Source organism: Pannus brasiliensis CCIBt3594 (assembly GCF_036688125.1).
GTDB classification, from domain to species: domain Bacteria; phylum Cyanobacteriota; class Cyanobacteriia; order Cyanobacteriales; family Microcystaceae; genus Pannus; species Pannus brasiliensis.
The window spans coordinates 1-12285 of the sequence record NZ_JBAFSM010000022.1 but is presented as its reverse complement, the minus strand read 5'-3'; the positions used below and the strand labels follow the sequence as shown (position 1 = coordinate 12285).

The following is a 12285-nucleotide window of genomic DNA, read 5'->3' as shown; positions in this document are numbered from 1 at the left end:
TTACCTCTCACTGTAGTGATCGAGATCGTCGCGACTTTTTAATAACACACTAGCATGGGGAAGTTTGTCCGCTCCCAATTTCTCCAGCAGTTCATCCTCTGGATATCTCAGTAGAGATTGAAACCACGCGATCAGTTCGCTGGCACTGACTTTTTTCTCCCCTTCCGCTTTCTCGTCTTCCTGCGCGCTTCGCACTTCCAGGAAACGATCGATCGCTGTATCGATTATCTCCTTCGATCGATCTTTAAACCGTAGGGAAAGGATCTCTTTCAATTTCTCCTCGTCCGGGAAGGGGATGTAGTGATAGAGACAGCGCCGGAGAAAAGCGGGAGGAAGGCTTTTTTCCCGGTTACTGGTGATAATAATAATCGGGGACGCGTCCTCGCGAGCTTTAATCTCCACTCCCGTTTCTTGGATAGTAAAAGCGCGATCCTCGATGATTTGCAGTAAATCGTTAGGAAAGTCTCGATCGGCCTTATCGATTTCGTCAATCAACACCACCGATTGAATTCCGTCTTGTTGACTGTTTTTAAAAGCATTACCGAGAGGACGATAATCGACCCAATTTTCTGGATTCGCGGGATCTTTCATTTTCGTTTCTATATTCTGTCCCGAAGCTTGCATCGCTTGGCCGATTTGTGCCGCTTGTAGACGACCGATATAATCGTAGAGATACAGACTATCCGTAGCTTTACTAACCGATTGTACCGAATAGAAACCGTACTCGATCGGATAAGGTTTTTCCAGTGTTCCGTTAACGTGATTCAGTTCATACACCAACGCGTGAGCGAGACGACTTTTCCCGCATCCCGGTTCCCCTTCCAGTAAAAGCGGCATCCGGAGATCGATCGCGAGATTCACCGCTTCTATTAAGTCCTCATCGGCAGAATAGGGATAAATTTTTCGACGAATAGGAGGGTATTCATCTTCCAAATCTGGTTGAATTTTTCCCGTGTATTTTAGTTTAGTAGCCATTGTCGTGTTTCTCTATAGTCAAGATTAATGCGATCACACAAAGTTTGTAAGGTGGTTTCTGGATTGATCGTTTCCCGGTTTTGAAACAGGCTCGATACTTTTCCCGTATCCCATGTGTTCGGATCTTGAAAAGCACTACCTAGTTCTATAAAAATCTCCTCGATATCGTATTGACAAAATTCTGGATCTGGGGAAAGGTCGGGGATCGATCGAGACAGTTCATGATCACCCAAGCGGGTAAAGTAGTTACATTCATCGAGTAAAAACACGAGAAAAAATCCCGGTAGTTGCCTAGTTCGATCGAGAGAAGATTTTTGTTGTTCCCAAAACTCTTGGATAATAATTTTTTGTAAGTCTTCTGGATTGTATCGATCGGTCTCTCGTACCGAGATCATCATAATAATATTACTATCTCGTAATGCCGAAGCTAAATTTCGCCTCTTAAGCTCCTCGTTAAGTTTGTTATACAAATAAGAACTACTAATATCGAAACTTTGCGGGAGAATCGTGAGAATTTTAATCAGTTTATCTAGCCTACTTCTATTTTTAATTTCATTTTCTACTCTTTTAATCAACCACATTCCGTGAATCTTGCAAGGGGAAGAAAGTCGATATATCTGCACTCTATTCTGATAGGCGGATAACTTTCCAATTTCTCGAATAGTCTTACGATAATTGAATTTTTGAACCAAGATATCCTGAAATATTTCTCCTCTCGCCCTGTCCCGATCGTTTCTAAAAGCTTCTAATGAAAAAATATCGACTACCCCTAAAGCATGGGCGAAAGCCTCCACCGCTTCTCGCTCAACTCTCTCCGCTCGGAGCGCTCCAACACATCGATTTAAAGTTTGTAAGGAAATCGATCGAAAAATAATTTCTTCTTTTTCAACTAGATCGATTATTGTTTGTTTTGAAATCGTTTGTTTCTGTTGTAAGGAAACATAAACGCTATTGTTTTTAAATTTAATGATTTTGTTTTCTTTCCAGAGTGTAAGAACGTTAGCGGGAATATAGCCACCATGACTGATTTGTTTCTCAAGGTAAGGGGTTAATAAATACCGACTAGCCTTAATTAATAGATCTCGTGGATCTCTCGTCGTACAGCCTCGCGCTTTCCATCGGTTGTTTAGGAATTCTTTATCTTTGTCTGTCAGTCGTATCGTGGTCTCGCGCATCCTTATCCTAACCTTTCGTTCCCGCGATCAGACGCGATCAGTAGATATCGAATCTAGGGTATTCACCGTATCCTACTCTTATCAGGATCGTATCGGGTTCGGACGCAGGTACGAGCTAACGACCCAAACCCAGATCCTGATAGATCCCTAGTGAGGAATACCCTCATGATAAAGCTCATCCGTAAATTATTCAAACTTTCTCTCCCGCCGATCGCCCTACAAGCGATATCGATCGCCACCCTCGCCGTCAACACCGGCAATCTCTGGATCAACTTTCAGAAATACCGCCACGAAATCCCCCCCTGTTCCCCCGCGGGGGAAATCAAAAAGGATCTACCCCCGCGGCATGGCGGCTAGAATCGCGGTGCCGTCGAGGGTGAGGATCATATCGCCGTTGCCTTTCATCCAATAACCGCGCAAGTAAGGCGCGAGATTCATCGTCACCATCGACGCGGGGGGAGACTGAATGCGTTCCGTATCGCAGTATTCGATGTCCTCCACCCGATCGACCAACAAACCGATCGCCTGCCCCCGGTCGCGCTTGCCGGAAGTCTCGGAATGGAGAACGATCGCCCGGTGATTGGTCGCGTTCATCGCCTTTTGATACCAGGGAGCCAAACCCAACAATTCACCGAGATCCACCATCCAGAGGATCTCGCCGCGCCAGTTGTATACCCCCATCACCCAACTCGGCAGGTGGGGGATCGGCACGATCTGACCGACGGGAATCGTCAAAACCTCTGTCAATCGCGCCACCGGTAACATGGCGGTCGTGTCCGGGTGGAGATAGAAGCGGAGATACTGTTCCCGCGAATCCCGATTATCGGTCGCGGGAAGTTTCGAGCCGGAAAAAGTCATGATGTTATCGAGATCACGCGTTAAGTAATTGCTTCACCGTGCGGACGAAAACCTCGCCATCGATCGGTTTGGGAATATACGCGTCCGCGCCCTGACGCATTCCCCAAAACTTATCCATTTCCGTTCCTTTCGTAGAACACATGATAATCGGGATCTTCTTCGTTTTCGCCTCGGCCTTGAGTTCCCGACAGAGTTCAAAACCGCTCCGTCCCGGTAAAACCACATCGAGAACGATCAGATCGGGGAGGGAGGTGCTGATTTTCTCCAAAGCCTCCTCGCCACTGGTAGCGATCGAGACGATGACTCCCGCTTGTTTTAAATAATGGCTAATAATCTCTCTCTCGGTGAGCGAGTCTTCTACAATGAGCGCGGTTCCCATAACAATAACCCCATGATACAGATGCGAAGTAAATAATTCAGAATTCAACGAGAATAACCGGGGATATCGAGAGATCGATCCGGACTATTCTAGGGCGGCCGGTTGTCGGAGATGTTTCCGGATCGTGTCTAAAACGACCTCGGGATTCACGGGTTTGCTGATGAAATCCGAGGAACCGACCATTTTCGCCCGCACCCGATCGATAATACCGTCGTTGCCCGTCAGGATGACGATCGGGGTGTGACGGAAAAAGCTCAATTTTCGCAGTTGCGAGCAGATCTCGTAACCGTTGGCGTTCGGCATCACCAGATCGAGGAAGATCAGTGCCGGCTTGCGCGCGAGGAGAATGGCGATCGCCCGCAGGGGATCGTTAATCCCCAAAAACTGATAGTGCGCGCCGGTGAGAATTTTCTCCATCGTCTGACACATCAGGGGGCTATCGTCCACGCAGGCGATCAGCGGGCCCGGCGAAAGCGTATCGTACTCGATATCGGGGGGGGTCGCGGCGATGATGGGAGGCTGGAGATCGGGGATCGGGATCAGTTCCACCAGTCCCATCTGAATGTAAGGGATCAGAGAGCTCGTCACCGTAACCACGTCGCGTTTCATCCGCACGGCGAGGTCGCGGAGGGTTTGATGACCGTCTAAAAGCTGTTTGAGGGTGGTGTAGACCTGGGGCGAGGTGCGCTGTTGAAGGAGATCGGTCTGGCGGATAATCGGCGCCCAATTCGGGGAGCGATCGGCGATTTTCGCGCCCTGCCAGGCTTGCCAGAGCTTCTGCGCTTCCACGATCACCTGTTCGGCATCGATCAGGGCCAATCGGGTCGAGAGCAGGTCATCGGGACAGAGTTCACAGGTGATCTCCATCGTCTGGGTAATATCGAAGAGTACCTCGACGATCGTTCCCCGGATCATCCGCGCCGCCTGTTCTCGGGTGATTTTCTGGTGTTCCACCCACAAACAGAGCAATTGATACTCCCAACAAACCTGCTCCTCCGAAATTTCCGATCGGGCTAGATCCAATCGCGAGGAGGATAATTCGGCGACCACCTCCGGGAAATACAGCGCGAGGCTACGGTGCCAGCGCCTCACCGGATGGGTTCCCCCGGTCGCGTACATGATCCGGCCCAGATAAAGAAAGAACGACCATTTCTCCCCCTTGGGTCCCGTCAGTCGCAATTGACCGCTAAACCGGGGTCGCTTCAGGTTCTCGAATAGACCCGCCTGTTTAGAAGCGGTGAATTCCCGGATGGAAATGGGTTCTTGCGGGGGATATTTAGCAGTCATCATTGCTCGTTGACGTGAGTTCTACAAATACCTCAGTCTTAGAATTCCCCCCCGGCGGGAAAAACTAACAGAAGAAAAGGGTAATTCGAGAAAACGCCGATTAGCAAGGATTTTCGCCGTTCACCCTTTCCCGGAGCGGTCGGATAGCGAGAACCGAGATGGGCGGGTGATCGTTCGGTCGGACGAGACGGGCAACGAGCGGGTTGTCCGTCCCTTCGGGGCCGAACGCGGAACCGGGAAACCGACGGATTCCGGGGGCCGCGTCGATCGATAGGCCGATCTCCCCGTCTTCCGTTCGGACGATGACAAGATAACGGGGTTCGTCCCCCGATCGGGCTTTTTCCCCGAAAAGATAATTTTCCGCCTCGATCGCGACGATTTCCCGCTCTCGATAGTCGGTTAGAGACAGATCCGGATCGATCGGGTGAGGGGTTACGGATTCTAGGGCGATCGCTTTCTCTACCGTCTCCATCTCGAACGCGAACCATTCTTGACGGACACGGAACAGGATCAGGGGATGGAAGGTTTCGGTTTGTCGCGCCGCGAAACGACGGGCGCGCGCGGAGGAGGGAATGGACATGGCGGGAAATGGGGTATGGGGTGTCGGGAAAGGGGGAGGATGGGGAGATGGGGAAATTTTTCGGGGAAAAGAGACCTGAAAAGGGAAAAGAGCTTTCTTAATTGTTTCACCTTTTCCCTCCCCGACCTCCCGCCTCCCGCGCTATCACACGCGATTGACGGCGATCGAGAGGGCTTCGCGGATGGCTTGTAACAGTTCCTGTTCTTGGAAGGGTTTGGAGAAGTAGCCGGACGCGCCGAGGGTGAAGGCGAGTTGACGGTGTTTCTCGCCGCTTCGAGAGGTGAGCAGGAAGATCGGCAGGTCGCGGTATTCCCGACGGGCGCGGACTTGGGCGAGGAAACCGAAACCGTCGAGCCGGGGCATCTCGATATCGCAGATCACCGCCCGTACCGGGAGACCGTCCTGAAGTTTTTCCACGGCATCCTGTCCGTCTCTGGCCTGCTGGACACGGTAGCCGGCTTTTTCCAGGGTGGCGGCGAGGAAACGCCGGACGTTAATCGAGTCATCGACGACCAGGATCAGGTCTTTCGAGGAGGGGGGAGTGACGGGAACCGGTCTTTCGGCGAAGGGGATGGTGAAGGATCGGCGCTCGATCGCCTCGAGCAGATCGTAAACGGACACGAGTGGTACGACCCGACCGTCGCCGAGAATGGTACAGCGATCGAACCCCGGCGGTAGGGGAAATCCCCCCTCGACCGCGCGCGAGGTCACTTCCTGTTCCCCGAAATAGGCATCCACCTCGATCCCCACCAAGCGCTCGCCCGCCGCCGCGATCAGAACGACCGATCGGGGGATAATCGCGCTGATACTGGATTCCGGTTTGAGAAAAGGCCGGGAAAACTGGAAGTGTTCCCGTAAATTGAATAAGGGTAAGAGATCGCCGTCGATATCGAGGAATTGTCGCCCGTCGCGAACAAGCCGCATCTCGGGAGTGGCGACGAGCATTTCCTCGATCGTGACGGTGGGGAAAGCGAGGGGCATACCGCCGCTCTCGACCAATAATACCCGTAACACCGAGAGCGAGAAAGGTACGGCGATGGTGATGGTGGTTCCCTCGTCGGGTCGGGTATCGATGCCGAGACGACCCCGTAAAGCGGCTACTTTCGTCCGCACGATGTCCATACCGATGCCCCGTCCCGACAGTTCGGTAACGGAGGAGGCGGTACTGAATCCCGGCTCGAAAATCAGGTTGAGGAGATCCTGTCGATCGAGTTTGGTGATATCTTCGGCGGTAAATCCCATCTGCATGGCTTTGGCGGCGATCTTTTCGGGATCGATGCCGCCACCGTCGTCGCGGATGGCGATCACCACCTGAGAGCCGCGGTAGGTGGCGGAGATCTCGATCTGTCCCTCGCGGGGTTTGCCCCGACGTTCCCGGGTGTCCGGATCTTCGATGCCGTGATCGAAGGCGTTACGGAGCAGGTGGACGAGCGGGTCGCCGAGCGCGTCGAGAATCGATCGATCGAGCGGGGTATCGCCGCCGATAATCTTTAAATGAACGGGTTTCCCGTATTTCACGCTCATTTCCCGGGCGACGCGCGGGAATCTACCCACCAGATCCGAGAAGGGGCGCAGGCGGACGCGGGTGACTTTATCCTGGAGAATCCGCGAGCTACGGGTGATATCTTGGGCGGTACGCCGGGTGTTTTCGATATTGGTGTCGATGTCGCCCGTTACCTCCTGGATCTGCACGATCGTCTCCATCAATTCCTGCAAGATCGAGTGTAGGTCGCTGTAGCGATCCATCTCCAGTCGATCGAACGAGTCGGCGGCCGGTTGTCGGGAGAGGGAGAGGCCGTCGGATAGCGGGCCGCTCGATCGATTCCCCCAGTTCCGCAGTTCCTCCTGGCCCCGGTCGTATATGTCGCGGAGGCTTTGGTTAGCCCGGCCGAGAATGCTGACCCGTTGACCGAGCAGGGCGAAAAGACTTCTCACCGTCGAGAGTTGCAGGTTTAAACTATTGCGATCGAGGGTTAACTCGTTGACGAGATCCCCTAATTGTTCCAGTTGTCGGGTGGGAACGCGGGTGATGTTGTCCGCGGTGTCCCCTTCGGCCGGGAAATCGGCGAGGGAGATCGCTTCCGCCTCGGTATTGACGGCGACCGGGATCTCGGGTTCGGGAAATCCCGCCGGTTCGAGCGTTTCTAGGGGCAGTTCGTCGGGTAATTCGTCGAAAAAGGCGAGATCGGACTCTTCTAAGGCGGGAAGCGAGAAAGGTTCGTCGATTCCATCGATCGTATCGATAAAATTCAGCGTGTCGAGGGTGAAATCGAGATCGAGATCGGCGGGATCGATCGATTCTCCGAAACTTTCGACCACCTCTAAACCCGTCGGGATCGCCTCCCGTTGACCGATCAGAACGAGCGCGCGCGCGCGTTGCAGTTCCTGTAGGGCCAGCCGGGCGATCTCGATCAGTTCCAACTCGGTCACGAGGGTTAACCGTTCCTCGATCGAGGCGCACAGGGAGGCGAAATTCGGCAGTTCCAGCATTTCGCCCAATCCGCCCAATTCTTGCATCGCCACGCGGAATTCCTCTCGGACGATGGGATTATCGGGATCGGATAGCGTGCCTTCTAAGCGTTCCAAACAACTTTCGACCTCGGTTTGAAAGAGAAACACGGCCATATCTTCTCCCGCGTCCGCGGCGAGTAGATCGTTCTCGATTTCCTCGTTCAACTCTCCTAAAGCCCCTCGTAGGCGATCGAGAAGCGGATCGAAGTTTGCCGCGACCCAGACGGGATCGATCGTCGTCCCGTTGCGGTAGAGGGAGATGCCCCGACGGGAACAGTCTAAACCCTGTAGGAGATCGGCCTCGACCCGCGAATCTACCGATTGTCCGCGGGTCGCTTTAATGATTTTGAAAAAATCTTCCAGATGGTGGGCCATGTCGCTGAGCGGTTGATAACCCATCATCGCGGCCCCTCCCTTGATCGAGTGGGCGGCTCTCAAGACCGTATCCCACTTCTGCCAATCTCCCTCCGGGTCGAGGGTGAGGATTCCCGTCTCGATCGTGTCGATATATTCTTCGGCTTCATCGAGAAATTGAAGCCGCATTTCCTGTTCGGTGTTCATGAGACCTACGCGCGCGATTCAAAAATTTTCGGGTGGTTAAGGAGGCAGGAGGCAGGAGGCAGTATTCAAGAGTTAGGAATTAAGGAATTAGGAGGCAGTATTCAGGAGACAGGAGTTAGTATTCAGGAGCTAGTACGAGGAATAAAGAATAATTTTATCCAAAATTTTACCTTGAACAACTTATCTTTTTAAATTGTAATTTTCGCACTTTTAGATTCTCAAAAATGAATGATGCCAGAAGTCTAGGGCTTTCTAACGGTCATCGGAGGGTGAGGGAGGTGAGGGGGGTGAAAGGATAAAGGCGAAAGGATTAAGAAAGCTTTTTTCCCTTTTCCCCTTCCCCTTTTCCCCTTCCCCATCTCTCCATCTCCCCACACGCCACACCCTATCTTTAACCTTCCACCTTGAAGGTTTCCACGGAGGTTTGGAGATCTTGGGCGATCGATACGGTGTCTTCGAGGTCGCGGGAGACCTGTTCGGAGGTGTGGGAGGTCTTTTCCGAGATCCGGGCGATCGTCTCCATGAGAATCGCTACCCGTCGCGAGCTTTCCGTCTGGGATACGGTAGCGGTGGAAATCGATTGGAGAAGTTCGTCGATCGATTTCGATACCTCGACGATCTGCTGGAGACTGGTCTTGGTCTGTTCTACCAGACGCGTCCCCTCGACCACCTGCGAGGTTCCCACTTCCATCGCTTGGACCACCTCGTTGGTTTCCCGTTGGATAGCCTCGACGATACCCTCGATCTCCTTGGTGGCGGTCGCGGACTGGGCGGCGAGTTCCCCGACCTCTTCGGCAACCACCGCGAAGCCCCGGCCTTCCTCTCCCGCCCGGGCGGCCTCGATACTGGCGTTCACCGCGAGGAGGTTGGTTTTCATGGCGATCTGGTTGATCAGGGCGATTACCCGAGAGATCTGTTGGGAGGATTCCCCGAGTCGTTTCACTTTCTTGGCGGTTTCGGCGATCGTCGATCGCAACTGGACGATACTATCCACGGTTTTCTCCATCGCCTCGCCGCCGGTCGTGGCGTTTTCCGAGGCTTGTCGGGAGATCCGGGCGGCGATCTGGGCGTTTTGGGCGACCGCCTGGATCGATCGGTTCATCTGTTCTACCGAATTCAGCGTTTCACCGATCTGATTGGCCTGATCGATCGCCTCGTTAGCCAGAAGACGGATAGCGCCGGAACTATCGCGCACGGAACCGTTCACCCGCGTGGCGGTCTCTTTTACCCGCGTGACCAGTTCCCGCAAGCTCTCGATAATGGCGTTAAAGAAGTCGGCGACGATGCCGATCTCCCCGGCGGTAATCTCGGCGCGCACGGTGAGATCCCCGCCGGCCGCCCCTTCCACGTCGGATAGGAGTTTGAACAGTTCCCCTTGCAGGATCTGGTTCTGCTCGCGCGAGCGTAACGCTTCCAACTCCCGCTGTTCGAGGAGGGCGATCCCGGGAAGGGCGCCGGCGAGCGTTCGGGCGAACTCCTGTAGGGTGGCTTTTTCCGCCTCGCTCCAGGCGTGTAGGGTGTGACAGTGGTGGGCGATCGCCCAGCCGAACAGTTCTTCGGTTTGAACGATGGGAACGATGATCGAGGATTTCACGCCGATCGAGTTGAGCAGTTGCCGGTGTTCGGGATGGAGTTCGTGTTCGAGAACGTTATCCATCACCAGTACCCGACCCTGACTGTATTGTTTTTTCAGGGATTCCCCGATACAGTTATCGACCAGTTCGGCACTCAGCGCGGAGGGAAGTCCGTCCGCTACCGATTCCGCGACGAGATAACCGTTGCCGTCGGCGGTGAAACGATAGATAACCACCCGATCGGCCCGTAACTCCCCCCGGACTTCGGTTAATAACTGATTGAGGGGATCGGTCAGGAGAGCGGCTTCCCGGGCGGACGCGACATCGGCGAGGAGTTGTTTCCGTCTCGCTTCTAACTCCCGCCGGTTTTCGTTCTCGACGATGTTATCGGCTAATTGGTTAAAGGAGCGGCCGAGTTGGCCGATCTCGTCGGTAGAGGTAATCTCCGCCCTCGCGTTTTGATCCCCTCGCCCGAAACGGAGCGCCGTTTTCTGGAGACGCTCGATCGGGCGGGCGATCGCGTTCCCCAGCAGGTTCGCCAGGGCAGTGGAGAGCGCTAACGCCCCTAACGCGACCAGTAATTGTACTCCCAAACTGTCCCGGAGAATGGAGTTCAGCGCGATCTGCGGGGTTCCCCGGACGAGGACGGCGATCGGGGTATCCCCGGAGATCCGCACCGGGCCTTGTGACTGTTCCTGGAAAACGTTCGGGAAAGTTCGCGCCGATACCGTGTAATTTTGCCCCTCGATGTTCATCTGCTGGGTGACGGGTTTTCCGGGATTCTCCAGGGCGGCTTTCAAGAGTTCCCGATCCGGTATGGCGATTCCCGCTTGGCTCGGGTTGCCTTGAACCCGAGAGTAGAGAGAGGAGGCGAGGGTTAAATTTCCCTGAAGATCGCGGTAGTAGATGCCGCTATACCCCGTACCGAAGGAGTTGATCGCCTGTTCGACGATCGGGGTCTTGCCGTTGACGATATCCCCGGAGATTAGCACCCCGATCACCCGTTGGTTATCGCGGACGGGGGTGAAGGTGTAGCGGATCAGCGCGTCCACCGGTTTGAGTCCCTCGGGTAAGGGAGGTTTTTCGGTTTGCAGTTCCGACAGGGGAACCACGGCGGTTACTTTGAGCTGACGGGGATCGTCGATGACCTGTTGGATAAAATTCCTCGGGGTGAATATCTGTCCAGTTCGCTCGGCGTTAGCCCCGACCACGATCCGTCCCCGGCGATCGACGAGGGTGGCGTATTCCATTTTTCTCGCCTTGACCTCGTTTTTGAGGATCTTTTTGACCTGGGCGCGCAGTTCGGGGGGTAGGGGCTGGTTCGTATCGGCGAAGCGGGCGGCGTTAATGATCGCGGGGTTGTCCGATTGTCCCCGGAAGCCGAAACCCATCTGGTTGACCTTGATCATGTAGCCGATCCCGGTTACGGCAAGCTCGGACTGGGATTGGTTTACCAGTTGTTTCCGCCCGCTCGTGTAGAGCAGGGCCGCCCCGACCCCCGTGACCGCGGCGATCGAGAGGATTTGAGATAACAGCGAGGCGTTGATCTGTTTCTGACGGATCGGGAGGTTATTGAACCAACGTTGTAGGGGGGGAGAACCTTCCTCGTCAATGGATCGATCCCGATCGAGCGGTGGTTTGCCGCCGGGGGACGACGCGGGCGGAACGGCTACTTTCTCCGACCCGAGCGGGGGTTCGAGAAGGATATCGGCACTCCTAGTGGAAAGGGCGGGTTGCGTTTCCGGGGGATCGTTGCTTTCAAAGCGAGTTTGCATGGTCTGGTATCCGTTATCTAGTGAATAGGTTCCGGGGGGTGTTGTATCCGGGGTCATCTCTCGATCGCCGCTCTCGCGATCGCGATCGGGTCGAGAACGAGAAAACTGTCCCCGGCGAAGGTCGTCCCCGCGTCGGTGGAGCGGGAGAGATAACCGGGGGAATACGGTTTCAGGGATGGCGAGAGTATTCCCATCCCCGATCGCTGGACATCGGGATTCAGCCGCAGGATGCCTTTGACCTGTCGGGCGCTCAGGCCGATCGCCCGGCGCCCGACCCGGACGAGCGCGCAACTCGGATTCTGTTCTTCTTCGGTGAGGGGGGCTAACTCCAAGAAGTCGGCCAGATCGATCGCCCCGAAAATTCGCCCGCGTTGGTTGAATAGTCCCATTACCCAATGGGGTTGGCCGGGGAGCGGGGTGAGACGATCGATCGATAGGGTTAAAACTTCTTGTACGTGGTAATCGCTATCACTTCCCCGTTCGCTTCTATCCGCTCGCATAGGAATAACCGCGGCGGTATCGGCGGTTAACTGCAAACATAGATACATTTCTTGTCGGTCTTGCCGTTCTCGGCTTAGGGTCGTACCGGTCATGAGAGGGGGAAAGGGCA

Annotated in this window: 11 protein-coding genes; 2 read left to right on the top strand and 9 right to left on the bottom strand. The window is 54.6% G+C overall.

Features of this window, described 5'->3' with window-relative positions; translation table 11 throughout:
• Both V0288_RS12605 and V0288_RS12600 read right to left on the bottom strand, forming a co-directional pair.
• Nucleotides 1-975 (bottom strand): AAA family ATPase, encoded by a 975-nt coding sequence (locus V0288_RS12605; RefSeq protein WP_332865457.1) that lies wholly within the window; start codon nucleotides 973-975, stop codon nucleotides 1-3.
• Nucleotides 960-2150 (bottom strand): hypothetical protein, encoded by a 1191-nt coding sequence (locus V0288_RS12600; protein ID WP_332865456.1) that lies wholly within the window; start codon nucleotides 2148-2150, stop codon nucleotides 960-962. The genes V0288_RS12605 and V0288_RS12600 overlap by 16 nt, the downstream gene beginning before the upstream one ends.
• A gap of 165 nt (nucleotides 2151-2315) precedes the next feature.
• Here V0288_RS12600 and V0288_RS12595 point away from each other — a divergent pair, with 165 nt between their 5' ends.
• Nucleotides 2316-2507, top strand: coding sequence for a hypothetical protein (locus tag V0288_RS12595; RefSeq protein WP_332865455.1), 192 nt, complete (start codon nucleotides 2316-2318; stop codon nucleotides 2505-2507).
• On the opposite strand, the gene V0288_RS12590 is transcribed toward V0288_RS12595, so the two are convergent.
• The 5 genes from V0288_RS12590 to V0288_RS12570 all read right to left on the bottom strand — a co-directional run bounded on the left by V0288_RS12590 (nucleotide 2484) and on the right by V0288_RS12570 (nucleotide 8326).
• Nucleotides 2484-3008 (bottom strand): chemotaxis protein CheW, encoded by a 525-nt coding sequence (locus V0288_RS12590; protein WP_332865454.1) that lies wholly within the window; start codon nucleotides 3006-3008, stop codon nucleotides 2484-2486. The genes V0288_RS12595 and V0288_RS12590 overlap by 24 nt on opposite strands.
• Before the next feature lie 13 nt (nucleotides 3009-3021).
• Entirely contained in the window at nucleotides 3022-3387 is a 366-nt protein-coding gene (locus tag V0288_RS12585) for a response regulator transcription factor (RefSeq protein ID WP_332865453.1), read from the bottom strand.
• A gap of 84 nt (nucleotides 3388-3471) precedes the next feature.
• Nucleotides 3472-4677 carry a response regulator gene (locus V0288_RS12580; protein ID WP_332865452.1) on the bottom strand — a complete coding sequence of 402 codons (1206 nt, stop codon included), beginning with the start codon at nucleotides 4675-4677 and terminating at the stop codon, nucleotides 3472-3474.
• Nucleotides 4678-4774: 97 nt separating this feature from the next.
• Nucleotides 4775-5254: a chemotaxis protein CheW gene (locus tag V0288_RS12575; RefSeq protein ID WP_332865451.1), complete on the bottom strand. Its 480-nt coding sequence runs from the start codon at nucleotides 5252-5254 to the stop codon at nucleotides 4775-4777.
• 144 nt (nucleotides 5255-5398) lie between these two features.
• Nucleotides 5399-8326 carry a hybrid sensor histidine kinase/response regulator gene (locus tag V0288_RS12570; RefSeq protein ID WP_332865450.1) on the bottom strand — a complete coding sequence of 976 codons (2928 nt, stop codon included), beginning with the start codon at nucleotides 8324-8326 and terminating at the stop codon, nucleotides 5399-5401.
• On the opposite strand from V0288_RS12570, the gene V0288_RS12565 reads away from it, so the two are divergent.
• A complete protein-coding gene (locus V0288_RS12565; protein WP_332865449.1) occupies nucleotides 8297-8518 on the top strand; it encodes a hypothetical protein in 222 nt (73 codons plus the stop codon). The two genes, V0288_RS12570 and V0288_RS12565, sit on opposite strands and share 30 nt — an antisense overlap.
• Nucleotides 8519-8717: 199 nt before the next feature.
• Here the strand turns inward: V0288_RS12565 and V0288_RS12560 are convergent, their stop codons facing one another.
• Complete coding sequence (locus tag V0288_RS12560; RefSeq protein WP_332865448.1) at nucleotides 8718-11732, bottom strand: methyl-accepting chemotaxis protein; 3015 nt, start codon at nucleotides 11730-11732, stop codon at nucleotides 8718-8720.
• Nucleotides 11729-12285: chemotaxis protein CheW (locus V0288_RS12555; RefSeq protein ID WP_332865447.1), on the bottom strand; the 557-nt coding region annotated here is incomplete at its 5' end. The genes V0288_RS12560 and V0288_RS12555, both read right to left, overlap by 4 nt.

Bases quoted from the DNA above. Each gene is read 5' to 3' on its own strand.
- V0288_RS12600 (WP_332865456.1), bottom strand. From the start codon at position 2,150: ATGCGCGAGACCACGATACGACTGACAGACAAAGATAAAGAATTCCTA.
- V0288_RS12585 (WP_332865453.1), bottom strand. From the start codon at position 3,387: ATGGGAACCGCGCTCATTGTAGAAGACTCGCTCACCGAGAGAGAGATT.
- V0288_RS12590 (WP_332865454.1), bottom strand. From the start codon at position 3,008: ATGACTTTTTCCGGCTCGAAACTTCCCGCGACCGATAATCGGGATTCG.
- V0288_RS12570 (WP_332865450.1), bottom strand. From the start codon at position 8,326: ATGAACACCGAACAGGAAATGCGGCTTCAATTTCTCGATGAAGCCGAA.
- V0288_RS12595 (WP_332865455.1), top strand. From the start codon at position 2,316: ATGATAAAGCTCATCCGTAAATTATTCAAACTTTCTCTCCCGCCGATC.
- V0288_RS12580 (WP_332865452.1), bottom strand. From the start codon at position 4,677: ATGATGACTGCTAAATATCCCCCGCAAGAACCCATTTCCATCCGGGAA.
- V0288_RS12560 (WP_332865448.1), bottom strand. From the start codon at position 11,732: ATGACCCCGGATACAACACCCCCCGGAACCTATTCACTAGATAACGGA.
- V0288_RS12575 (WP_332865451.1), bottom strand. From the start codon at position 5,254: ATGTCCATTCCCTCCTCCGCGCGCGCCCGTCGTTTCGCGGCGCGACAA.
- V0288_RS12605 (WP_332865457.1), bottom strand. From the start codon at position 975: ATGGCTACTAAACTAAAATACACGGGAAAAATTCAACCAGATTTGGAA.